At 28.7% G+C, this 25,560-nt stretch carries 20 protein-coding genes, 1 tRNA gene and 1 other RNA gene; 10 read left to right on the top strand and 12 right to left on the bottom strand.

Annotated features, from left to right (window positions below):
* Positions 1-2 precede the first annotated feature (2 nt).
* Positions 3-416 carry a type II 3-dehydroquinate dehydratase gene (aroQ, locus tag R3342_RS00465; protein WP_318937580.1) on the bottom strand — a complete coding sequence of 138 codons (414 nt, stop codon included), beginning with the start codon at positions 414-416 and terminating at the stop codon, positions 3-5.
* Positions 417-495: 79 nt separating this feature from the next.
* Positions 496-1,008 carry an outer membrane beta-barrel protein gene (locus R3342_RS00460; RefSeq protein WP_318937579.1) on the bottom strand — a complete coding sequence of 171 codons (513 nt, stop codon included), beginning with the start codon at positions 1,006-1,008 and terminating at the stop codon, positions 496-498.
* Positions 1,009-1,236: 228 nt separating this feature from the next.
* On the opposite strand from R3342_RS00460, the gene xerD reads away from it, so the two are divergent.
* Entirely contained in the window at positions 1,237-2,133 is an 897-nt protein-coding gene (gene xerD / locus R3342_RS00455; RefSeq protein ID WP_318937577.1) for a site-specific tyrosine recombinase XerD, read from the top strand.
* 44 nt (positions 2,134-2,177) lie between these two features.
* Here xerD and rny read toward each other — a convergent pair whose 3' ends face one another.
* The 4 genes from rny to R3342_RS00435 form a co-directional block, all read right to left on the bottom strand.
* On the bottom strand, positions 2,178-3,746 hold the full coding sequence (gene rny / locus R3342_RS00450) for a ribonuclease Y (RefSeq protein ID WP_318937574.1): 1,569 nt from the start codon (positions 3,744-3,746) through the stop codon (positions 2,178-2,180).
* Positions 3,747-3,787: 41 nt separating this feature from the next.
* A non-coding RNA gene (ssrS, locus tag R3342_RS00445) (6S RNA) lies at positions 3,788-3,893 on the bottom strand.
* A 50-nt stretch (positions 3,894-3,943) separates the two neighbouring features.
* Positions 3,944-4,240, bottom strand: coding sequence for a cell division protein ZapA (locus R3342_RS00440; RefSeq protein ID WP_318937572.1), 297 nt, complete (start codon positions 4,238-4,240; stop codon positions 3,944-3,946).
* A 10-nt stretch (positions 4,241-4,250) separates the two neighbouring features.
* On the bottom strand, positions 4,251-4,541 hold the full coding sequence (locus R3342_RS00435; protein WP_318937571.1) for a hypothetical protein: 291 nt from the start codon (positions 4,539-4,541) through the stop codon (positions 4,251-4,253).
* A 170-nt stretch (positions 4,542-4,711) separates the two neighbouring features.
* Between R3342_RS00435 and R3342_RS00430 the strand changes: the two genes are divergently transcribed.
* The gene (locus tag R3342_RS00430; RefSeq protein ID WP_318937569.1) at positions 4,712-6,424 is read left to right on the top strand and encodes a M23 family metallopeptidase; all 1,713 of its coding nucleotides are present in this window, start codon (positions 4,712-4,714) and stop codon (positions 6,422-6,424) included.
* A gap of 5 nt (positions 6,425-6,429) precedes the next feature.
* Positions 6,430-8,880, top strand: a complete 2,451-nt coding sequence (locus R3342_RS00425; protein ID WP_318937567.1) for a TonB-dependent receptor — start codon at positions 6,430-6,432, stop codon at positions 8,878-8,880.
* On the opposite strand, the gene bcp is transcribed toward R3342_RS00425, so the two are convergent.
* Complete coding sequence (gene bcp / locus R3342_RS00420; RefSeq protein WP_318937565.1) at positions 8,881-9,333, bottom strand: thioredoxin-dependent thiol peroxidase; 453 nt, start codon at positions 9,331-9,333, stop codon at positions 8,881-8,883.
* 37 nt (positions 9,334-9,370) lie between these two features.
* Here bcp and R3342_RS00415 point away from each other — a divergent pair, with 37 nt between their 5' ends.
* A complete protein-coding gene (locus tag R3342_RS00415; RefSeq protein ID WP_318937563.1) occupies positions 9,371-10,006 on the top strand; it encodes an endonuclease III in 636 nt (211 codons plus the stop codon).
* Positions 10,007-10,045: 39 nt separating this feature from the next.
* On the opposite strand, the gene R3342_RS00410 is transcribed toward R3342_RS00415, so the two are convergent.
* Together R3342_RS00410 and R3342_RS00405 are read right to left on the bottom strand one after the other, a co-directional pair.
* Positions 10,046-10,183, bottom strand: coding sequence for a hypothetical protein (locus tag R3342_RS00410; RefSeq protein ID WP_318937562.1), 138 nt, complete (start codon positions 10,181-10,183; stop codon positions 10,046-10,048).
* A gap of 54 nt (positions 10,184-10,237) precedes the next feature.
* Positions 10,238-10,825, bottom strand: coding sequence for an RNA polymerase sigma factor (locus R3342_RS00405; protein WP_318937561.1), 588 nt, complete (start codon positions 10,823-10,825; stop codon positions 10,238-10,240).
* Between the two features lie 210 nt (positions 10,826-11,035).
* Between R3342_RS00405 and uvrA the strand changes: the two genes are divergently transcribed.
* The gene (gene uvrA / locus R3342_RS00400) at positions 11,036-13,819 is read left to right on the top strand and encodes an excinuclease ABC subunit UvrA (protein ID WP_318937560.1); all 2,784 of its coding nucleotides are present in this window, start codon (positions 11,036-11,038) and stop codon (positions 13,817-13,819) included.
* 12 nt (positions 13,820-13,831) lie between these two features.
* On the opposite strand, the gene R3342_RS00395 is transcribed toward uvrA, so the two are convergent.
* The 3 genes from R3342_RS00395 to bshB1 all read right to left on the bottom strand — a co-directional run bounded on the left by R3342_RS00395 (position 13,832) and on the right by bshB1 (position 15,649).
* The gene (locus R3342_RS00395; RefSeq protein WP_318937558.1) at positions 13,832-14,572 is read right to left on the bottom strand and encodes an SPFH domain-containing protein; all 741 of its coding nucleotides are present in this window, start codon (positions 14,570-14,572) and stop codon (positions 13,832-13,834) included.
* A 232-nt stretch (positions 14,573-14,804) separates the two neighbouring features.
* Positions 14,805-14,880 (bottom strand) — tRNA-His (locus tag R3342_RS00390).
* 52 nt (positions 14,881-14,932) lie between these two features.
* Positions 14,933-15,649 (bottom strand): bacillithiol biosynthesis deacetylase BshB1, encoded by a 717-nt coding sequence (bshB1, locus tag R3342_RS00385; RefSeq protein WP_318937557.1) that lies wholly within the window; start codon positions 15,647-15,649, stop codon positions 14,933-14,935.
* A gap of 237 nt (positions 15,650-15,886) precedes the next feature.
* Here bshB1 and R3342_RS00380 point away from each other — a divergent pair, with 237 nt between their 5' ends.
* The 5 genes from R3342_RS00380 (at position 15,887) to ppdK (ending at position 25,468) form a co-directional block, all read left to right on the top strand.
* Positions 15,887-16,738, top strand: a complete 852-nt coding sequence (locus tag R3342_RS00380) for a Two component regulator three Y domain protein (RefSeq protein ID WP_318937555.1) — start codon at positions 15,887-15,889, stop codon at positions 16,736-16,738.
* Positions 16,739-16,933: 195 nt separating this feature from the next.
* Positions 16,934-18,055 (top strand): efflux RND transporter periplasmic adaptor subunit, encoded by a 1,122-nt coding sequence (locus R3342_RS00375; RefSeq protein WP_318937554.1) that lies wholly within the window; start codon positions 16,934-16,936, stop codon positions 18,053-18,055.
* Between the two features lie 2 nt (positions 18,056-18,057).
* Positions 18,058-21,237 (top strand): efflux RND transporter permease subunit, encoded by a 3,180-nt coding sequence (locus R3342_RS00370; RefSeq protein ID WP_318937553.1) that lies wholly within the window; start codon positions 18,058-18,060, stop codon positions 21,235-21,237.
* Positions 21,224-22,537: a TolC family protein gene (locus R3342_RS00365; RefSeq protein WP_318937552.1), complete on the top strand. Its 1,314-nt coding sequence runs from the start codon at positions 21,224-21,226 to the stop codon at positions 22,535-22,537. Before R3342_RS00370 ends, R3342_RS00365 begins: the two co-directional genes overlap by 14 nt.
* Positions 22,538-22,738: 201 nt before the next feature.
* Entirely contained in the window at positions 22,739-25,468 is a 2,730-nt protein-coding gene (gene ppdK / locus R3342_RS00360) for a pyruvate, phosphate dikinase (protein WP_318937551.1), read from the top strand.
* Positions 25,469-25,560 lie beyond the last annotated feature (92 nt).

The raw sequence follows: 25,560 nt of genomic DNA, 5'->3' as shown, positions 1-25,560 counted from the left end.
CATTACAAAAAACTCTCTAAAGCTAATTCATAACTCTGTAATCCAAATCCAGCAATTACACCTTTAGCATTTGGCGCAATATACGATACATGCCTAAACTCTTCACGAGAATAAACATTTGAAATATGAACCTCAATTACAGGAGTTTCAATCGATTTAATTGCATCACCAATTGCAACAGAAGTATGTGTATAAGCGCCTGCATTAAAAATTATAGCATCAAAACTAAATCCAACTTCATGTAATTTATCAATTAATTCTCCCTCAATATTACTTTGAAAATAATGCAACTCAACATCAGCATATTTCTTTTTTAAAGTTTCAAAAAACTCATTAAATGTTACATTTCCATATATAGAAGGCTCTCGTTTACCAAGTAAATTTAAATTCGGGCCGTTTAGAATTAGTATCTTCATAAGATAAAAGTATTATTAAATTTTAACAAAAAAAAACCGAAAGCAATAACTTTCGGTTTTAAATAATTATTAATTATAATTAGTTGAATTTATATCCTAATCCAACATTTAAGAAATTAATTCTAGAAGTAACATCTTGATTACCGGTGTAATAATTATTAACTTGAAAAGTATATCTGCTTTCAATAAAAAATTTCTCAGAAAAATCATAAGCAGCACCTAAACCTAATCCTATATTAAATTTGGTAGCATCTCCATAAGTTTTTTCCAAAGTATAGGTTATTTCAGGTCCAACTTGCAAACTAAATTTATCAGCCACATAAAATTTAGCCATAATTGGAATTTGCATAAAACTTAAGTCACTAATGTTTGTATAAACTAGTTCGGGCTGTACGTGAAATTCTTCTGATACCTTAATATCAGCAACTATTCCAACATAAAATCCTGAATTTGAATCTGTGAACTTAGTTCCTTCTAAATCTAATTTACTTTCAGCACTTAAATACCCTGAAGTAACTCCAAATGATGTTTGAGCGCTCATACTCACCATAGTAACAACTGTTATAACAACAGTTAATAATAATTTTTTCATAATAATTTTTTTGTTTGAATTAATGTTAATAAATAAATTAAATCCTTAAACTAGAAAAGTATACCTAACTAGTATATTTATAACAGAAAGAATTATTTTAATAAAAATAAAGTTATATTTTATATACAGTTAAGGCTTTTCATAGCATAATTTTTTAACACTACAAATATATATTTTTCTTTACAATTTTAATTATATTTTATTGATAATATTGCGTAAATTTCAATCATGAAATGGCTTAATACATTACAAGATTACACTTACTATTTAAAAATTGAAAAAGGTTTATCAAAGAATTCTATAGATGCTTATAGTAGAGATGTTAAAAAATTAATAGCGTATTTAGAAGTGAATAATATAAGCCTTTCTCCTATTTCCATTAGTAATGAAGAAGTTAAACAGTTTATGTATGAAACTGCAAAAGAGTTAAATGCACGTTCTCAAGCTCGTTTACTTTCCGGACTTCGAAATTTTTTTAATTATTTAATTTTTGAAGATTATAGAAATGATAACCCAACTAGTTTATTAGAAACTCCTAAAATCGGTCGAAAACTACCTGATACGTTATCTATACATGAAATAGATTTAATTATTAATAGCATTGATTTAAGCACAAATGAAGGTGAACGAAACCGAACTATAATTGAAACACTATACAGTTGTGGTTTGCGTGTATCAGAACTAATAAATTTAAAACTATCCGATATATTTTTTGATGAAGGTTTTATTAAAGTAGTTGGAAAAGGAAACAAACAACGTTTTGTACCAATAAATAATCAAACTCAAAAATATATTGAAATATATAAAACGTCTATAAGAAATCATATTTCTATTCAAAAAGGATTTGAAGATTATTTATTTTTAAATAGAAGAGGAAAAAACCTAACTCGTGTTATGATTTTTACCATAGTAAAAAAATTAGCAGAAAAAGCAGGAATTCATAAAAATATTAGTCCTCATACATTTAGACATTCATTTGCAACACATTTATTAGAACGTGGTGCTAATTTATTAGCTATTCAACAAATGTTAGGTCATGAAAGCATTACTACTACCGAAATTTATATGCATTTAGATAAACGATTTTTAAAGGAAGTAATGACTAATTTTCATCCTAGAAAATAAAAATCCCGCCTTTGCGGGATTTTAAATAACACTTATATTTTTATCTATTTGGCTATATTTACAGCTCTAGTTTCTCTAATAACAGTAACTCTAACTTGACCAGGATAAGTCATATCATTCTGAATTTTTTGAGATATATTAAAAGAAAGTTCATTTGCTTTTGCATCAGTAACTTTTTCACTTTCTACTATTACTCGCAATTCTCTACCTGCTTGAATGGCATAAGCTTTTTGAACTCCTCCAAATCCAAAAGCTATATCTTCTAAATCTTTAAGTCTTTGAATATAAGAATCTAGAACTTGGCGACGAGCCCCTGGACGAGCTCCTGAAATTGCATCACAAACTTGTACAATTGGAGCTATTAATGTTTTCATTTCTATTTCATCATGGTGAGCTCCAATAGCATTACATACCTCAGGATTTTCATTATATTTTTCAGCCCATTTCATTCCTAGTAAAGCATGTGGCAATTCACTTTCTGTATCAGGCACTTTACCTATATCATGTAACAATCCTGCTCTTTTCGCTAATTTTGCGTTTAAACCTAATTCAGCGGCCATAATTCCACATAAATTAGCAACTTCACGCGAGTGTTGCAATAAGTTTTGACCATAAGAAGAACGATATTTCATTCTACCAATAGTTTTAATTAATTCAGGATGTAATCCGTGAATACCAAGATCTATAACCGTTCTTTTACCTACTTCTATTATTTCTTGTTGAAGTTGTTTTTCAGTTTTTTTAACCACTTCTTCAATTCTAGCAGGATGAATTCTTCCATCAGTTACTAAATTATGTAAAGATAATCGAGCAATTTCTCTACGAACAGGATCAAAACAGGAAAGAATAATTGCTTCCGGCGTATCATCTACAATAATTTCAACACCAGTTTCAGCTTCTAAAGCTCTAATATTTCTTCCTTCTCTACCAATTATTCTACCTTTAATATCATCGGATTCAATGTTAAATACAGAAACACAGTTTTCTACAGTTTGTTCAACTCCAACCCTTTGAATAGTGTTTAGAATAACTCTTCTAGCTTCTTGTTGCGCTGTTAGTTTGGCTTCTTCAATAGTATCTTGAATATGAGCCATAGCATCTGATTTAGCTTCTTCTTTTAAAGATTGAACTAATTCTTTTTTAGCATCTTCTGCTGATATTCCTGAAATAGCTTCTAAATTTTCAACTTGCTTTCTGTGTAACTTGTCTACTTCTTCAGTCCTTCTTTCAAAATAATCTACTTTTTTAGTGTAGTCTTCTAATTTTGAAGCAACTTCTTTATTTAGTTTTTTATTTTTGTCTAATTCCTGTGATATTTGAGATTCTTTATCACGAATTCTTTTTTCTGCATCAGCTATTTTTTTATCTCTGGTAATAATTACCTTTTCATGCTCTGATTTAAGCTCGATAAATTTTTCTTTTGCTTGTAATATTTTATCCTTTTTAAGTGCATCTGCTTCTAGTTTTGCTTCTCTAAGGATTTTTGTGGCTTCTTTTTTTGTATTTCTAATAATTTTTGTAGCCTTATTTTTTTCAACAACTTTTGCAATAATGTATCCTATTGCTAAGCCTATTCCAATTCCAATTATTACTGGTAATATATAGTTTTCCATAATTATAGTATATAAAAAAACCTACATTAGTACGGTTAAGTAAACTCCTTATAACAAGATTAGGACTAACTAATTGTTCAAGGATCCGCGCAAGACGGCATGCTTTTACAACTACGACTCATCCTTTATAAAGATATAGTGTTGAGTTAACAAACAAAAACTAATGTAGGCAGTATTATTATTTTATTTAAAAGAACTTATTTTTTTAATTGCTCATCAATTAAGTTACTTAATTGATAAATTTTTTCTGTTGCTTTATTTATATCGTCTTCTTTATTAATAGCGTTTATCTCTACTAAAGATGCAAATTGCAAAGCACACATTGCTAATACATCTTGCTTATCACTTACGGCATAATTTTTTTCAAACTTTGTAACTAAATCGTTAATATGTTTTGCTGCTTTACGCATTCCTTCCTCTTCATTTTCGTGGTTAACCCTAATTGGATAAACTCGCCCAGCAATAGTTACTTTTATTTTTAAAGGTTCTGCCATTTTAAAGATCTTATTCGCTTAATTGTTTAATACAAACGTCTACTTCACGAATTAAAGCATTTATTTTGAGTTTTGTTTCTCTTCTATCTTCTTTACTGCCTTCTATAGTTTTAGCAATTTTTAATGAAGTATATTTTTCATTTAATTCATTATACAATTGCTCATTCTTAACTATTTGATTTTCTAAATCTGAAATTTTGTTTAGTAAGAACTCATTTTCATCTTTCAAAAAATTATAATTTTCTAAAAGTTTTTTAAGTTTTATTTCTACTAAATTAACAACTTCAGTTATTTTACTCATATATAATTTAAGAATATAAACTACGTAATACAAAGTTAGTGTTAGTAAACCAATATTACAACTGTTTTAATTTATTTTATGAATTTAATTTAAAAAGCTACCTCTATTTTTATACCTAATTAAATTCGAATTTTAATAAATATTAGTATTTTAGCTTTAAATCAATAGATTTGAAAAAACTAGTAGTCTTATTATTTATTATTTCTTTTATAAGTGGATTTTCACAAGGTGATTTATCTATAAGTAATTCATTACCTAAAACTTACTTTAAAAAACCGCTTAATATTCCTTTAGTACTTTCTGGTACATTTGGAGAGTTAAGAACCAATCATTTTCATGCTGGTTTAGATATTAAAACAGAACAAAAAGAAGGTTTAAAAGTTTATGCTTCAGCAAATGGGTACGTTTCTAGAATAAAAATTTCGCTGTGGGGTTATGGCAAAGCGTTATATATAACACATCCTAATGGTTATACAACTGTTTATGCGCATTTAAGTAAGTTTAATCCAATTATTGAAAAATACATTAAACAAAAGCAATACAAAAAGGAAAGTTTTGAAATTCAAGTTTTTCCAAAGTCTAATGAATTACCTATTAAATCTAATGAAATTATTGCTTACACAGGTAGTACAGGTGGATTTGTTGGACCACATCTACATTTTGAAATAAGAAACACCAAAACAGAAAAACCAATTAATCCGATGTTGTTTGGTGTTACAATAAAAGATAATATTAAGCCTACAATTAATACTCTTATTGGGTACTCATTAAGTGATAGTTCTGCTATAAATCAAATAAATACACCAGTTCAAATTCCTTTTAAAAAATTAAAAAATGGGAATTTATTAGCTACTAAAATAAACGCTATTGGCACTATTAGTTTTGGAATTAACGCTTTTGATAGGCTGAATAATGCAGCTAATAAAAATGGTTTATATGATTTAAAAATGTTAGTAAATGGAAAAAAACAGTTTGAATTTATAGCATCTACTTTTTCTTTTTCAGAATCAAAATACATTAATTTATTAATTGATTATAAACGGTTTGAAGAATTAAAACAACGAATTCAAAAATGTTTTATTGAACCACAAAACAAATTAAGCTTATATAAAACACCAAATAATGGTTACATAACTATTAAAGATGGATTAAATTATACTGTAAAAATTATTGCATCTGATTTTAAAGGAAATAAACGTACAATAACTATTCCTGTTCAAGGAAAAAAATTACCAATTTTAGTAAAACCCGAAGTAAGTACAACTCCGTATAAAATTGATTACACTAAATTTTCAAAATTTACACAAAATGGAGTTACAATTGCTTTTCCTAAAAACACATTTTATAATAATCTTTATCTAAAATTTGATGTTTCGGATACTTTAGCCAAAATACATGTGCCAACTGTACCCTTAAATAAAAAATTCACGCTAACTTTTAATGTTTCAAAATATAACCAGGAAGCTAGAAAACAATTATATATTGCTTATGTAAACGAAAATGGAAGTACTAGTTATCAACCAACTGTGAAAAAAGATTCTACTTTTTACACTCGAACCAAAAAACTTGGAAATTATAAATTAATGACGGATAGCATAGCTCCAACTATAAAATTGAAGAATTTTAAAGATAAACAATGGCTTACACATTATAATTACTTAAAAGTTAAAATAAATGATGAAGGCTCTGGAATTAAAAGTTACAGAGGCGAAATTGATGGTTCATGGATTTTAATGGAGTATAACGTTAAAAAAGGGATGTTAACTTATAATTTAAACGATAAAAAATTTAACACCGCAAAACATCAGTTAAAAGTTACTGTTACGGATAATGTTGGAAATAAAACTATAGTAAATTCAACTTTTTTTAGAAAAAAATTATAGCCATTTTGAAAAATATTATAACCCTACTCCTATTTTTTCTTTTTAGCACTTTTTTAATAGCTCAAACAGCCACTATTAAGGGAGTTGTTAAAAATGAACAAAAAACACCTATTGAAGGAGTTGCAATTCATGTTAAAAATTTTGGTACTACTACTAATGCAGATGGAGAATTTACCTTAAAAGTTCCTGCTTCGCAAAAAATTACGATTACATTAAGTCATGTATCTTATGAGTCTTTTCAAAAGACAATTACAATTCCTAATAATAAAACCTATCGATTTTATCCAATATTAAAATCTAAAATAGAAAAAATTGAGGAAGTTACCGTAATTGATAAAAAGAAAGAAGCACAAGGAATAATTACAGTAAACCCATCAGATATTACTAAAATACCAGGTGCTAATCAAGGTGTTGAAAATATTTTAATGACCTTAGCTGGCGTTAATAACAATAATGAATTAAGTACGCAATATAATGTTCGAGGTGGTAATTTTGATGAAAATTTAGTTTATGTAAATGGTATTGAAGTTTATCGCCCATTTTTAGTTCGTTCAGGTCAACAAGAAGGATTAAGTTTTGTAAATGGAAATTTAGTAGAAAATGTAAAATTTTCAGCCGGTGGATTTCAAGCTAAATATGGCGATAAATTATCATCGGTTTTAGATATTACTTATAGAACTCCAAAAGAGTTTGCAACTCGTATTAATGCAAGTTTATTAGGAGCTAGTGCTACAGTTGAAGGTTTGCTTTTAAAAAATAAATTGAGTGCTTTATTAGGAGTTAGATATAGAAATAACAGTTTATTTATTAATAGTAAAGATATCCAAACCAACTCAAATCCAAATTTTACAGATGCTCAATTATTTTTATCTTATTTGGTAAATCCTAAACTTAAAATTGATTTTTTAGGTAATTTTTCATTAAATAACTACAATTACACTCCAAACACAAGAAGAACTAAATTTGGAACCATTACTAATCCTTTAGAACTAATAGTTTATTATAATGGAAAAGAAGCAGATAGTTTTAAAACTACTTTTGGAGCTTTAAAAGGAAGCTATATTGTTAACAAAAATTTAAATATTAGTTTAACTACTTCTACCTACCATACTATTGAAGAAGAGTATTATGATATTTTAGCAAGTTATAATTTAGGGGAAGTTAATTCTGATTTTGGATCAAGTAATTTTGGAGATGTTACATTTTCCGAAGGAATTGGTTCTCAACTTAATCATGCCAGAAACGATATTGACGCATTAATAAGTAATGCACAACTAAAAGCTACTTACAAAAAAGGAAAACATCAAATTGATGTTGGGTTAAAATATCAAAATGAAGATATAAAAGATCGAATGAAAGAATGGGAAATAATTGATTCTGTTGGGTTTAGTGTTCGTCCTCCAAATCAATTTTCAAATAATCAACCTTACGAACCTTTTACTGGTGAAATTGTTCCTTTTCAAAATATAAGTAATAAAAATCACGTAACAATTGATCGTTTAGTTTGGTTTGCACAATATAGCACAACAACCTTTTGGAAAGCAAATAAAGTTTGGTATAATCTAGGTGTTCGCTCACATAACTGGAATGTAAATGGTGAAAATTTACCAACATCAAATCAAATAATATATAGTATCCGTGGTCAATTTGCTATTAAACCCGATTGGCAAAAGGACATGCTTTTTAGAATAGCTGGCGGAATGTATAACCAACCTCCTTTTTATAAAGAATTAAGGGATTTTGATGGAAATGTAATTCCTTCAGTTAAAGCACAAAAATCGGTACAATTAGTTTTAGGACACGACTATAGCTTTAAATTATGGAAGCGCCCTTTTAAATTAATTTCAGAAATATACTATAAAAACTTAGCCGATGTAAACGCGTATACGGTTGATAATGTTAAAATTAGGTATAAAGCAGATAATAATGCTACTGCCTACGCAACAGGTATTGATGTTAGATTGAATGGCGAATTTGTTCCTGGTACACAAAGCTGGATTAGTATTGGTTATTTAAAAACGGAAGAAAATTACAATCATTTAGGTTATATTTCTCGCCCAACCGATCAACGATTTAAATTTGGAATGTTATTCCAAGATTATGTTCCTAATATTCCCAATATAAAAATGTATTTAAATTTAGTTTTTAACACAGGCGTTCCGGGAGGCTCACCATCCTATGCAAATAGTTATGATTACCAAAACAGATTAAATGCTTACAAAAGAGCGGATATAGGAATTTCATATGTATTTACCGATGAAAACTACAAAAGTAATAGTACTTTTCTAAAGAATTTTAAAGAGTTTTCTATGGGAGTAGAAATTTTTAATATGTTTGATATTCAAAATTCAATTACTAATACTTGGGTAAGAGATGTTTATTCCAAACAATTTTATGGCATTCCAAATTACATGACGCAACGGATTTTTAACATTAAAATGGATATCAAATTTTAATTATTTTAAAATTTGACTAGTATGTTCTTTGGTTTTAACCTTAGTAATTATATCTTCTATAATTCCGTTTTCATCTATAATAAAAGTAGTTCTATGAATTCCATCAAACTCTCTTCCCATAAATTTTTTAGGTCCCCAAACTCCAAAAGCATTAATTACTTGTTTATCCTCATCAGCTAATAGCGGAAAAGGTAATTCATTTTTTGTAATAAAATTTTGTTGACGTTTTGCCGAATCAGCACTTACTCCAAGTACAGCATAACCTTTAGCTAAAAATTGATGGTAATTATCTCTTAAATTACAGGCTTCCATAGTACAACCTGGCGTACTTGCTTTTGGATAAAAGAACAAAACTAGTTTTTTACCTTTATAATCTGTTAATTTAATTGCATTTCCATCTTGATCTAATGCTTCAAATTTTGGAGCCTTATCTCCTATTTTTAGTGTTATCATAATTTGTATTTTAGCTTTCTGTAAAGATAATTAAAAAATGACCAAACAAGAAAGAGTTCAATTTGTAATAGACACACTTGAAAAAATTTATCCTGAAGTACCAATTCCCTTAAAACATAAGGATCCTTATACACTATTAATAGCGGTATTACTTTCTGCCCAAAGTACTGATGCAAGGGTAAATACCATAACCCCAATTTTATTTACCAAAGCAGATAATCCTTATGATATGGTAAAACTTTCAGTAGATGAAATTAGAGAAATTATAAAACCTGTTGGATTATCTCCAATGAAATCGAAAGGAATTTATGGTTTATCTAAAATTATTATTGAAAAATTTGATGGGAAGGTTCCACAAACATATAAAGATTTAGAGGCTTTACCATCCGTTGGACATAAAACGGCAAGTGTAGTTATGAGTCAAGCTTTTGGTTTTCCTGCATTCCCAGTTGACACACATATTCATAGATTAATGTACCGATGGAATTTAAGTAACGGTAAAAATGTTCAGCAAACTGAAAAAGATGCAAAGCGTTTATTTCCAAAAGAACTTTGGAATAAATTACATTTACAAATTATTTATTATGGTAGAGAATATTCTCCAGCACGCGGTTGGAATTTAGAAAAGGATATTATTACCAAAACTATTGGAAGAAAATCACTTTTAAAATAAAAAAACCCATTTTAGCTAGTAAAATGGGTAAAAAGAACATTAATTCAAATGTAATTCAATATGTTTTAAGTTGGTTTTAACTACTCTTAATTGTTTAGAGTAATTGAGCAAATATTGAATTATTTCTTCGCTAGGTTGCTCCTTAACAGGAGACTTTTCAGAGTAAAGTTTCATCATATATTATTGGTTTATAATATACTAACGACAAAAATTTACTTTTAGTATATATTTTTATGAACTTACTAAAATAATTTGATGCTTTTCAATTAATTTTCTCAAATTAATTAGTGCATATCGCATTCTTCCTAAAGCTGTATTTATACTTACATCTGTACTTTCTGAAATTTCTTTAAAGCTCATGTCTTTATACATTCGCATTATTAAAACTTCTTTTTGATCTTCTGGCAATTCCTCAATTAAATCTTTAACATCATCTAAAATTTGCGATTTAATTATTTGATTTTCAGCATTTAAAACATCATCACCTATTATAGAAAAAATATCAAATTCGTCCGAATTATTAATGGTTGGAATTCTTTTTGAACGTCTAAAATGGTCAATAACTAAATTGTGGGCAATACGCATTACCCAAGGTAAAAATTTACCTTCTTCATTATAAGTTCCTTTTTTTAAAGTTTTTATCACTTTAATAAAAGTATCTTGAAAAATATCTTCTGCAATATCTTTATCTAAAATTTTAGATAAAATAAAACTAAAAATTCGCTGTTTATGTCGATGTATTAAAATCTCTAAAGATTTTTCATGTCCATCAATGTAATTATTAACTAACACGCCGTCAGGTAGTTGTATACTTTTCATAATTGAAATACATTTAGGGGTTAAATTGATTCGTATTTTATTTTAATTTATAAAAAGTAATTTTGTAGTATAGGCGTTCTTTTGATTTTATATTAGGCTTCAAATATGCTATATTTTTTTTACAAATACAAATTTATTTTACACATAATCATATAGTTAAAAATTAATTTTTTGTAAGTATCTTTGCATTTATTCACTTTTTTACAGAAAATGACACAAAATATAGCAACATTAAATCCTAAAAAAAATATTTTAATAAAAGGAGCAAAACTTCATAATTTAAAAAATATTGATGTTGCAATTCCACGAAACAAATTAGTAGTAATTACTGGTTTGTCTGGTTCTGGGAAATCTAGTTTAGCATTTGACACTTTATTTGCCGAAGGTCAAAGGAGATATGTAGAAAGTTTATCATCTTATGCTCGTCAATTTTTAGGGAAATTAAATAAACCAAAAGTAGATTATATAAAAGGTATTGCACCTGCCATTGCAATTGAGCAAAAGGTAAATTCAACAAATCCAAGGTCTACGGTTGGTACTTCAACAGAAATATATGATTATTTAAAATTGCTATTTGCAAGAATTGGAGACACCTACTCTCCTATTTCTGGTAAAAAAGTTAAAAAACATTCTGTTACAGATGTTATTGACTTCATAAAAAATACAGAAGAAAATACAAAACTTCTATTACTTGCGCCTGTACATATTCCAAGTAAAAGAAGTGTTAGTCAAGCTCTCAAAATTTTAGCGCAACAAGGTTATGCTAGAATCAAATATAAAGATGAAATTTTAAGAATTGATGAAATTGATACTAACATTAACCACGATTTTTATCTGGTAATTGATAGGATTATAGTAAAAAAAGAAGAAGATTTTTATAACAGATTAGCCGATGCAGTACAAATTGCATTTTTTGAAGGCAAAGGAGAATGTATTATTGAAGAAATTTCAAATAACAAACAAACCTTGTTTAATAATAAATTTGAGCTTGATGGCATACAGTTTTTAGAACCTAATGCTCATTTATTTAGTTTTAACAATCCTTATGGAGCTTGTAAAAAATGTGAAGGATATGGAAGTATTATTGGAATTGATGAGGATTTAGTTATTCCTAACACAGCACTTTCTATTTTTGAAGACGCTATTTTACCTTGGAAATCAGATTCTTTTAAAAAATATAAATCCGATTTAATTAACGCAGCTTATAAATTTGATATTCCTATTCATAAACCTTGGTTTGAATTAACTAATGAACAAAAACAATTAGTTTGGAATGGAAACAAAAGTTTTAAAGGAATTACAGCCTTTTTTAATCATTTAGAAGAAAAAAGCTATAAAATACAATACCGAGTAATGCTCTCTCGATATCGTGGAAAAACAAAATGTCCAACTTGTAATGGTAAACGATTAAGAGAAGAAACTAACTATGTAAAAATCAACGACAAAAATATAAGCGATTTAGTAGATTTACCTTTAGATGAACTAACCGATTTTTTTAAAAATCTTAAATTATCTGAACACAATCAAAAAATAGCCAAACGATTATTAGTTGAAATAAATAATAGGTTAACCTTTTTAAACAACGTTGGGCTTAACTATTTAACTTTAAACAGAACTTCAAATACATTATCTGGAGGTGAAAGTCAACGTATTAATTTAGCAACATCATTAGGTAGTAGTTTAGTAGGTTCTATGTATATTTTAGATGAACCTAGTATTGGATTACATCCAAAAGATACACAGAGATTAGTTAAAGTGCTAAAAGATTTACGAGATTTAGGAAATACAGTTATTGTAGTAGAACATGATGAGGATATTATGAAAGCTGCTGATGTTATTATTGATATTGGTCCAGAAGCAGGTACACATGGTGGTAATATTGTAGCTGAAGGGAATTTCACTGAAATCTTAAAATCTAACTCATTAACAGCAAAATATCTAAATGGAAACTTAAAAATTGAAGTTCCAAAAAAAAGAAGAACTTCTAATAAGTTCATTAAAGTAATAGGAGCTAGAGAACATAATTTAAAAAATATAGATGTTACTTTTCCATTAAATGGTTTAACCATAGTTACTGGAGTTTCTGGAAGTGGAAAAAGTACTTTAGTTAAAAACATTTTATATCCTGCAATTCAAAAACATATAGGTGGTTATGGAGAAAAAGTTGGACAGTTTACTAAATTGGAAGGTAATTTTAATCAAATTGAAGAAATTGAATTTATAAATCAAAATCCTATTGGTAGATCAAGTAGATCAAATCCAGTTACTTATCTAAAAGTGTACGATGATATTCGCACCTTGTTTACGCACGAAAAATTATCAAAAATTAGAAACTATAAACCAAAACACTTTTCATTTAATGTAGAAGGTGGACGATGTGAAGTTTGTAAAGGTGAGGGTGAAGTTACTATTGAAATGCAATTTATGGCAGATGTTCATTTAGAATGTGAAGCTTGCAAAGGGAAACGTTTTAAAAAGGAAATATTAGAAGTTAAATTTCAAGATAAAAATATTAGCGATATTTTAAATGCAACAGTAGATGATGCTATTGACTTTTTTAAAGAACATGCCGAAACTAAAATAGTTAAAAAATTACAACCTTTACAAGATGTTGGTTTAGGTTACATAACTTTAGGACAATCTTCTTCAACTCTTTCAGGTGGTGAAGCTCAACGACTTAAATTAGCATCCTTTTTAGTAAAAGGAAACCGACAAAGTAAATCCTTGTTTATTTTTGATGAACCAACTACAGGTTTACATTTTCATGATATTAATAAATTAATAAAATCATTTAACGCACTTATAAATAATGGGCATTCTATTATTGTTGTGGAACATAATATTGAACTCATAAAATGTGCCGATTATATTATTGATTTAGGAAAAGAAGGCGGTAAAAAAGGAGGATCATTACTATTTCAAGGCACGCCTGAAAAACTAGCAAACTGCAAAGAATCATATACAGCTCCATATTTAGCTAAAAAATTGAATTAATATTTTAACAGCTTACTTTTCCTTTAATTTTCTGGTTAAAACCTCTTCAGGGAAAGGGAAAACAATTGTCGAATTTTTTTCTGAAGCAATATTTGCAAGAGTTTGGTATAACCTTAATTTTATAGCTGATGGAGATTCATCAATAATTTTCCCCGCTTGTAACAGCGCTTCAGCTGCTTGTTCTTCTGCTTTAGCTAAAATAATTCTTGCTCTTCTTGAACGTTCTGCTTCCGCTTGATTAGCCATCATTCGTTTCATATTTTCAGGTAACTGAATATCCTTAATTTTTACATCTATTATTTCAATTCCCCAATCGTTAGTTTCTAAATCGACGATAGTTTTTATGTTTTTACCCATTTCTTCACGCTTAGATAAAATAATATCTAATTCGACCTTACCACAAACATCTCTAAGTGCAGCTTGTGCTAATTGTGTGATTGCAAACGTATATTCTTCAACTTCTAAAATAGCTTTTTCAGGATTGTTGATTTTAAAAAAAACTACTCCATCAATACTACAAGGAACATTATCTTCCGTCATAACTTCCTGTGATATTATATTAATAGTAATCACCCTAATATCAACAATTTGAATGGTCTCAATTGCAGGTATAATCCATCTAAAACCCGGTTCTAAGGTGGAAATATATTTTCCAAATCTAAATTTTAGTCCTCTTTTATATTCATAAATAATTCGAATACCACTAAATAAAAAAAGTATAAATAGTATTGTAAATAACATTGTTAAGTTCATTTTTATTAATTTTAAATTAGACTGGGATTAGCAATAATAAACCTAGCAATTAATTTATTGAAATTACTAGTAGAAATAAGCTAAGAATTAAGTTTAACAACTCTCACTTTTTTGATATCCATATAAAGTTACGATAAATGGGGAGTAAAACAAAATAACTAAATTGTTGATTTAAAATTATTTATGAAATTAAACAAAAAAAGCTTCTCAAATTTTGAGAAGCTTTTATTTTGGGTGAAAGACCGGTTTCGAACCGGCGACCTCCGGAACCACAATCCGGCGCTCTAACCAGCTGAGCTACAATCACCATTTATTTGGAGTGCAAATGTAAAACATTTGTTTTTTTCTACAAACCTTTTTTTAAATTAAATTATCAAAAGATTTTATTGCCACATAACGTTCTGTAGTAAAGCCTTCTGCAAAATCTGTACCAATTAATCTACCTAAATCTTTCGCTCTATATTCAATACTGTCAAAAAAGTTTTTACTAGTTATAGGAGAAATTGGTTCTTTACTTTCAGGGTTGTAAAATTGTGAACTATAAGCCTTTACAGCCTTAATTTTAATGTCTATAAAATCAGAAACATCCACAACAAAATCTGGTTCAATATTTTTCCATTGAATATAATGGTAAACTTGTTTTGGTCTCCAAGCATCTTGTAATTTATTATTTAGCTGAGTTTCAATTTTTATTAACCCTGATAAAAAACAAGCATCTGAAACTAATTTACTTCCTTTACCGTGATCTATATGTCTGTCATCTATTGCGTTACAAAGTACTATTTCAGGTTTATATTTTCGAATAATTTTAATAATTTCAAGTTGATTTGTTTTATCATTCTTAAAAAAACCATCTGCAAAACCTAAATTCTCACGTACATCAACTTTTAAAATTTCAGCAGCATCTTTTGCTTCTTTTTCTCTAATTTCAGCCGAACCACGAGTTCCTAGTTCTCCTTTAGTTAAATCTAAAATTCCTACTTTTTTACCTGAATTAATTTCTTTCGCTATAGTTGCACCACAACCAAGTTCTACATCATCAGGATGAGCTCCAATTGCTAAAATATCTAATTTCATAAAATGATTTCTGTTTAAAGATTACAAATATACTACAAAAAATATTTGAAAAATACTGGTAATTGAAACCTTAAATACTAATAAAATTAAGTTGTAATACCATATACAATAATTATATTAAAAATAATAAATGGTAAAAAAACTTAAATAAAAGGTGATTTTATTTGGTTATATGGAAAATGATTATTACATTTGACATAAGATTTTAAAACTATTAACCCCAAAATCCCCACCCCGATGAAAAAAATAGTAACCCCAATCTTAATTGTATTAGCTACATTTCAGTTTGCTTTTTCACAAATTACAGATACCGAAAAAACCGCGTTACTTGATTTATACAAATCAACTAATGGAGAAAGTTGGAACAATACTTGGGATTTATCTGCGGATGTTAATACCTGGTATGGAGTAACTGTAGAAAATAACACTGTTACTAAAATTGATTTAGCAATGAATAATTTGTCAGGAGAAATTCCTGAATCTATTGGTAACTTAAAATCTTTAACTAGCTTAAATTTGGGTTTCAATAAATTAAGTGGAAGTATTCCTCAAGAAATTACTAGCTTACAATCCTTAGAAAATTTACAATTATTTATGAACCAATTAGATGGTGAACTACCAGCTTCAATTGGTAACCTAAAAAACTTAAAAGTTTTAGAAGTTTTTAATAATTTTTTAAGTGGAAATTTACCTGAATCTATTTATAATTTAACTAAACTTGAAAAATTACAATTAAGTAGTAATCGTTTAACAGGTTATCTTTCATCAAACATAAAAAACTTACAAAATTTAAAACAATTAAGTGTTTTTGATAACTCTTTCTATGGAAAAATTCCACAAGAATTAGGTTCTTTAATTGGTTTATCAGAACTTTCATTAGGTAATAATTTATTTGAAGGAAATGTACCTGTGCAGTTAAATAAATTAACAAACTTAGAAACACTTTTACTAAATAATAACAGATTAATTGGAACTATTGACGCTAGCATTAAAAAATTACCACATTTATTAACTATTGAGTTTGGTAATAACCCTAAAATTATTGACGTTAATGCTAATGCTGTTACACAAAATACATTAAAACCATAATAACCCAAATAAACAACCCCACGAAAAAAAGGAGACTGAGAAATTGGCCTCCTTTTTTTTATAACTTTTCTTTCTCAAATAATTTTTTATACGCTATTTATCTGGTTTGATTTTTTATATTTGTTCAGGATGCAAAGTTTGTACTTAACATCCATAATTAAAGATCAATTAGCAACAAACTTAATCAATTAAAAAATGAGAAAATTAGTTTCCATAATTTTATCAGTTATCCTTTTAGTAGCTGCTTTTTTTTTGGCAAAATATCTAATAGCCAATAAAAAAAAGTCGAAACCTTTAACTGAAAAAATAATTAATACTGCAGCATACACTAAAACAGTTAAAAATTCAACAATTCCAGTAAGAATTTCTACTACAGGTAATTTAGTTGCAAAAAATAAAATAGATCTATATGCTGAAGTTCAAGGCGTACTTGAGGTTTCTAAAAAGGATTTTAAACAAGGAACTCATTATTTAAAAGGGGAAACAATAATAAAAATTAATAGCGATGAATTTAATGCAAATTTACAAGCTCAAAAAAGTAATTTGTTTAATGCTATAACAACTATTATGCCTGATATTAGGCTAGATTACCCAAATGAATATGCTAAATGGCAAACTTATTTACAAAACTTTGATATTAATAAAGAAATTCAGAAACTTCCTAAAGCTAATTCAGAAAAAGAAAAGTATTTTATTTCAGGACGTGGTATAACTTCTGCATATTATAATGTAAAAAATTTAGAAGTTAAACTTAACAAATATAATTTAAAAGCTCCTTTTAACGGTATACTTACAGAATCTTTAGTAACACCTGGAACATTAATCCGACAAGGTCAAAAATTAGGTGAATTTATTAATCCTTCTATTTACGAAGTTAGTGTTTCTGTCAAATCTGAATACAGAGATTTATTAGAAATTGGTAAAAAAGTAGAACTGTATAACCTTGAAAAAACTAAAAATTGGATTGGTAAAGTAATTAGAATTAATGGAAAAGTAGATACTGCTACTCAAACTATAAAAGCATTTATTCAGGTTAATGGGAAAGACTTAAAAGATGGTCAATATTTAGAAGTTATTTTACATGCTAAACCTGAGAATAATGCTTTAGAAGTAGGAAGAAATCTTCTAATTAATAATTCCAACTTATATATTGTGGAAGATTCTAAATTAAGCCTAACTCCTGTTTCAATAGTGTTTGAAAATAAAGATTCTCTTATAGTAAAAGGATTAAAAGATGGGGCTCAATTACTTTCTAAGCCAATTCCTGGTGCTTTTGATGGTATGCTAGTTAAAACTTTTAAAGATAATAAAAGGTAACTATGAAAAAAATAATTGCATATTTTATAAAATTTCCAGTTGCCGTTAATATTTTTATATTAGCATTTATTGGTTTTGGTCTTGTTGGGGCATTATCTATGAATTCTTCATTTTTCCCACTAGTTCCTTCTCAAAATATTTCTATAAATTTAAATTATCCAGGCGCTTCTCCCGAAGAAATGGAAGAAGGAATTGTGCTAAAAATAGAAGACAACTTAAAAGGTATTGTTGGAGTTGATCGTGTTACCTCTGTATCTAGAGAAAATTCTGCAACCATTAATGTGGAAACTATAAAAGGTAAAAATATTGATGTTGTTTTATCCGATGTTAAAAATGCTGTAGATAGGGTACCCTCCTTCCCTTCTGGTATGGAACCTCCTATTATTGCTAAAATTGAAACTATGCGACCAACCATAAGTTTCACCATTAGCGGTAACAATATTCCTCTTGCAACTCTAAAACAGTTTGCTAGAAAAATTGAAAGTGATTTGAGAAATATTAGTGGAATTTCACAAGTTGAAGTTACAGGATTTCCTGATCAGGAAATTGAAATTGCAGTTCGTGAAAAAGATTTAAGAGCTTATAACTTATCGTTTGAAGAAGTTGCTAACGCAGTTAAGAAAACAAACTTACTTATTTCAGGAGGAAATATTAAAACGGATAGTGAAGATTATTTAATTAGAGCTAGAAACAAAAATTATTACGGAAGTGAATTGGTAAACTTAGTAGTTAGAGCCAATGCTGATGGTAATATTATACGATTAAAAGATATTGCAAGTGTTTCTGATACCTGGTCCGAAAATCCAGATAGACTATTTTTTAACGGGAAAAAATCAATTCAAATTACAGTAAATAATACTAATAGTGAAGATTTACTTTCCTCTGCAGAGAAGGTTAAAGAATATATAACAGAATTCAATCAACAGCATCAAAATGTTCATATCGATATTTCAAGTGACAACTCTGTAACTCTAAAACAACGCACTAATTTACTGCTTAAAAACGCAACCATGGGTGTGTTTTTGGTATTATTTTTCTTAGCATTGTTTTTAAACATCCGATTAGCTTTTTGGGTAGCTGCCGGAATTCCAATTGCATTTTTTGGCATGTTCATTTTTGCTGCAAATGCTGGAGTAACTATTAATGTATTATCACTATTTGGTATGATTATAGTTATTGGAGTTCTAGTTGATGATGGAATTGTAATTGGTGAAAATATTTATCACCATTACGAAAAAGGAAAAAGTCCGATAAAAGCAGCTATTGATGGGACTTTAGAAGTTATTCCTCCTATTATATCTGCGGTATTAACTACTATTATAGCTTTTTCAACCTTCTTCTTTTTAGATGGAAGAATGGGTAACTTTTTCAGCGAAGTTTCAACTATTGTAATGTTAACGCTAACTGTTTCTCTTATAGAAGCTATTATTATTTTACCAGCACACATTGCACATTCAAAAGCATTACAACGAAAGGAAAAGAAAAGAAATAAATTAAATACCTTCTTTTTTAATGTAAACCAAATTGCCGAAAAAGGACTTTTCTATTTTAGAGATAACGTTTATGCTCCGTATTTAAAATTCTTTCTAAAAAACAAAGTATTAGGTTTTGCTATTCCAATATCCTTATTAATTTTAAGTATTGGAGCTCTTGGAGGTGGAATAGTTAAAACATCGTTTTTCCCATCTGTAGCGAGTGACAGGGTTTCTATAAGTTTAAAAATGCCTCAAGGAACTAATGAGTCTGTTACAGATTCTATTATTTCTAATATTGAAAAAGTTGCTTGGCAGGTAAGTAAAGAATATACAAAAAAGCAAACCGGAAATATTCCTGTAGTACAAAATATTATTAAAAGAATTGGTCCTGGAACATCAAACGGAAGTTTAACTGTTAATTTACTTCCTGGTGAGGAACGAGATTTTTCGTCTCCTGAAATTACCAACGCTATTAGAGATAAAGTAGGAAAAGTTTATGGTGTGGAAAGTTTAACTTTTGGTTCGGGAGGAAATTTTGGTGGTAGTCCTGTTGCTGTAGCTTTATTAAGTAATAATATAAAAGAGTTGAAAGCTGCAAAAATTGAATTGAAAAGCATTTTAAGTAAAAACCCCCTTTTAAAAGATATTGCAGATGATGATCCTGCTGGAATTAAAGAAATTCAAATTAAATTGAAAGATAATGCTCATTTACTTGGATTGAATTTACTTACTGTAATGAATCAGGTTAGATATGGTTTCTTTGGATTGCAAACACAACGATTTCAACGTGGACAAGATGAAATTAAAGTTTGGGTACGCTATAAAAAAGAAGATAGATCTTCCATTAAAAATTTAGATGATATGTGGATTACCACACCAACAAACAAAAGTGTTCCTTTTTCTGAAATTGCAACTTATACAATTAAACGTGGTGATGTTGCTATAAACCATCTAAATAGTAAACGTGAAATACAAGTTACTGCAGATATGGTTTCTCCAAATGGAAGTGCAACGGATATTTTAGATAATATTAAGCAAAATATTATGCCAGAAATATCCTCAAAATACCCAACAGTTTCTGCTGCTTATGAAGGTCAAAATAGAGAAATGCAAAAAACTTTAAAATCAGTTAAAACCGTAGGATTAATCATTTTAGCCCTTATTTATATGGTAATTGCATTTACCTTTAGATCTTTTGATCAACCGCTTTTACTAATACTACTTATTCCTTTTAGCTTAATTGGAGTTATTGTTGGGCATTGGATTCACGGTTTTGCAATCAATATTTTATCTTGGTTAGGAATTATTGCTTTAGTTGGAATTATGGTTAATGATGGTTTAGTTCTCATCGAAAAATTTAATGGTTATTTAAAAGAAGGAATGAAGTATAATGACGCTCTTATTCAAGCATCAGTTTCAAGATTTAGAGCTATTTTATTAACCTCACTAACTACAGTAGCAGGGTTAGCTCCGCTACTTTTAGAAAAAAGTAGACAAGCACAATTTTTAAAACCAATGGCAATTTCAATTTCATATGGTATAGCAATTGCAACAGTACTAACTTTAGTAATGCTTCCTTTATTATTATCGGTCTCAAATAGCTTTAAAGTTTTTACTAAATGGTTATTAACTGGTAAAAAAGTCACTAAAGAAGAAGTTGAAAGAGCAATTATAGAATTAAAAAATGAGGAGAATGAAATACGTTAACAAACTTACCTTTTTATTATTAGTAAGTTTTTCAGCTACATTTGCTCAAGAAAAACTAACAAAAGAACAAGCTATTAAATTAGCGTTAGAAAATAATTATGGCATTAAAATAGCTAAAAATCAAGTAAAAATTGCTAAAAATAACGCAAGTATATATAATAGTGGTTTTTTGCCGAAAGTAGTAGCAAATGCTGATGCAAGATATAGTTTAAACAATACTGAACTTACAAACAGAGATGGAGAAACATCTGAAATAAATGATGCAAAATCACAAACATATAATGCCTCAATCGGCTTTAATTATACGCTTTTTGATGGTTTAGGAAGATCTTATAATTATAAAAAATTAAAAGAAACTTATAATTTATCTGAACTTGAAGCAAAAACTATTATTGAAAATTCAGTACTACAAATTTTCTCCGTTTATTATGAAGTAGCTAAACTTACTGAAGACAATAAAAATATTTTAGAATCACTAAATATTTCAAAACAGCGATTAGAAAGAGCTAAATACAGTTTTGATTATGGGCAAAGTACAAAGCTCCAATTATTAAATGCTGAAGTTGATGTTAATAATGATAGTATAAGTTATATAAATAATTTACGCTTTTTAGCTAATGCAAAACGCGATTTAAACTTGCTTTTAGGAAGACCAGTAACTACCGATTTTACAATAGTAACAGATGTAAAATTTAATATATTTTTTGAACTTAATGCTTTGTTAGAAAAAGTAAAAAAGCACAATATTGAAGTGCTAAAATCAAACAAAAATATTGAGTTAAATAAATACGATTTAAAAGTAAACAAATCATTTTTACTTCCTAGCTTAACATTAAGTGGATCATATGGTTACAATAAATCTAAAAATGATGCCAGTGTTTTTATAAATCAATTATCAAATGGTTTAAATACAAGCTTAAATTTAACATGGAATTTATTTGATGGTGGCACAACTAAAACACGTATTCAAAACTCAAAAATCACTGCAGATAATTTACTAATTCAGAAAGAACAAATTGAAAATGAATTAGAACGTACAACTGCAAATTCATTAGAAGTTTATAATAATGCATTATTCATTTTGAAGGCTGAAGAAAAAAATGTGGAAACTAATAAACGAAACTTTTCAAGAACCGAAGAACAGTTTAAATTAGGTCAAATTACATCCATTGAATTTAGACAAGCTCAAGTTAATTTACTTAACGCAAAGTCTAGCTTAAATCAAGCAAAATACGACACAAAAAATGCAGAATTAAAATTATTACAACTTTCAGGAGAATTATTAAATACTAATTTTTAAAATAAAGCGAATACGATGATAAAAAAATAAGGCTTGTAGTTTAGTTTCATTTTTTTATCTACTGTTAATATTTTTGTAATTTTTATAACTAAAACGTTTTCGTACTAAAAATCAATGATATATGTCACAAAAAACAAATTAGCAATCCTTATTTTTGTAGTACTTTTTAAAAACTAAAATAATTTAAAATAAAATATAAAGATGGAGACGCTAAAAGACGTTAAACAACGAGTTTATAAATTTGGTAATAAAACCGCTGATGGTAATAGTACCATGAAAAATTTGTTAGGTGGTAAAGGAGCTAATTTGGCTGAAATGAGTGCAATTGGAATTCCTGTACCTCCAGGATTTACAATTACTACAGATGTTTGTACTGAATATAATAAATACGGTAAAAATGAAGTTGTTGCTTTATTAAAAAACGATGTTGAAGAAGCTGTTGCCAATGTAGAAAACTTAATGGGAACAAAATTTGGAAGTAATGAAAATCCTTGTTTACTTTCAGTTCGTTCTGGTGCAAGAGTCTCAATGCCAGGAATGATGGATACCGTATTAAACCTTGGTATGAATGATAACTCTGTTCAAGGACTAATTGCAAAAACTGGTAATGCAAGATTTGCTTGGGATTCTTATAGACGTTTTGTTCAAATGTTTGGTGGAGTTGTTTTAGGTGTTGGCGCAAAATCAAAAGAAGATCATGATCCATTCGAAGAAATCATTCATAAAGCTAAAGAAGCTAAAGGTGTTCAATTAGATACTGAATTAGAAGTTGAAGACTTAAAACAAATGGTAGCGGACTTTAAAGCTGCTTGTACTGCATATACAGGAGAAGAATTCCCTGAAGATCCTTGGGATCAGCTTTGGGCAAGTATCACAGCCGTTTTTGATAGCTGGATGAATCCTAGAGCTATATATTATAGAGGAATGAATCAAATCCCTGAAGAATGGGGAACAGCTGTAAACGTACAAGCTATGGTTTATGGAAATATGGGAAATAATTCTGGTACAGGTGTTGCTTTTACTAGAGATGCTGCAACTGGTGAAAATGTTTTTAACGGAGAATATTTAATAAATGCACAAGGTGAAGATGTAGTTGCAGGTGTTAGAACTCCACAACAAATCACCCTAGAAGGCTCAAAAAGATGGGCAGTTTTAGCAGGTGTTAGTGAAGAAGACAGAAAAAATAAATATCCTTCATTAGAAGAATTAATGCCAGCTATTTATGAAGAATTAAATAACACTCAAGATATTCTTGAAAAACATTACAATGACATGCAAGATTTAGAGTTCACTATTCAAGATGGTAAACTTTGGATGTTACAAACTCGTAATGGTAAACGTACCGCTGCAGCTATGGTTAGAATAGCAATGGAGCTATTAAAAGATGGTATGATTACAGAAAAAGAAGCTTTATTAATGCAAGAACCAGCTAAACTTGATGAACTTTTACACCCAGTTTTTGATGGTGATGCAATTAAAGCAGCTAAAGTTTTAGCTAAAGGATTACCTGCTTCTCCTGGTGCTGCAACTGGTCAAATTGTTTTCTTTGCTGACGAAGCAAATAAATATCCTCAATCTATTCTTGTTCGTGTAGAAACTTCTCCTGAAGATTTAGAAGGAATGAATATAGCAAAAGGTATTTTAACTGCTCGTGGAGGTATGACTTCTCATGCAGCAGTTGTTGCTAGAGGAATGGGTAAATGTTGTGTTTCTGGTGCTGGTAATATTCAAATCAACTACAAAACAAGAGTAATGACCATTGATGGTGAAGAATTGAAGGAAGGTGATTGGATTTCTTTAAATGGTTCTACAGGTGAGGTTTACGATGGTAAAATTGGAACTAAAGATGCTGAGCTAAGTGGAAATTTTGGTGAAATAATGAAACTTGCCGATAAATACAGAAAACTTGGTGTTAGAACTAATGCAGAAACAGAAAGAGAATGCAAAGTAGCAGTGCAATTTGGAGCTGAAGGTATTGGTCTTTGTAGAACTGAACACATGTTTTTTGAAGGAGAACGTTTAGTTCGTATGCGAGAAATGATTTTAGCAGAAGATGAAGCTGGAAGAAGAGAAGCTTTAAATAAGTTATTACCTATTCAACGTAAAGACTTTAAAGACGTTTTTGCTGCAATGGCAGGATTCCCTGTAACCGTTCGTTTATTAGATCCACCTTTACATGAATTTGTACCTCATGAAGAAGAAAATCAAAAAGAAATGGCAGATGAAATGGGTATTTCTGTGGAAGCTATTAAACAAAAAGTGGAAGACCTTAAAGAATTTAATCCAATGCTTGGGCATAGAGGTTGTAGATTAGGAATTACGTATCCTGAAATTACAGAAATGCAAGCAAGAGCTATTATTGAAGCTGCAATGGAATTAAAAGCTGAGGGAGTAAAAACATTCCCTGAAATAATGATTCCTCTTATTGGAACAGTAAAAGAATTTAAATTACAAGAAGAAATTGTAAGACGTATTGCTGAACAAGTTTTTGAAGAAAAAGGAGATAGAATAGATTATTTAGTTGGAACAATGATTGAAATTCCTAGAGCTGCTTTAACTGCAGATAAAATTGCTGAAGCTGCAGAGTTTTTCTCTTTTGGAACAAATGACCTTACTCAAATGGGCTTTGGTTATTCACGTGATGATGCTGGTAAATTCTTACCAATTTATATAGAAAAAGGTGTTTTAAAATCTGATCCTTTCCAAGTATTAGATCAAGAAGGAATTGGACAATTAGTTGAAATAGGAACTTCAAAAGGTCGTTCTACAAATCCAAAACTTAAAGTTGGTATTTGTGGAGAACACGGTGGAGAACCTAGTTCTGTTGAATTTTGCCACAGTGTTGGCATGAATTATGTAAGTTGTTCTCCTTTTAGAGTGCCAATCGCTCGTTTAGCTGCCGCACAAGCTGCAATTAAAGAACAAGCTTAATTATATTTTAAATAGTTTTAATTAATATTAAAAATTCCATCTTTTTTTAAAAGGTGGAATTTTTTTTATCATTCAATTCAATTATATTCGTT

Origin of the sequence: Lutibacter sp., from assembly GCF_033723435.1 — a bacterium.
Taxonomy (GTDB): domain Bacteria; phylum Bacteroidota; class Bacteroidia; order Flavobacteriales; family Flavobacteriaceae; genus Lutibacter.
The sequence above is the reverse complement of the archived record's forward strand: the minus strand, read 5'-3'. Positions and strand labels throughout refer to the sequence as shown.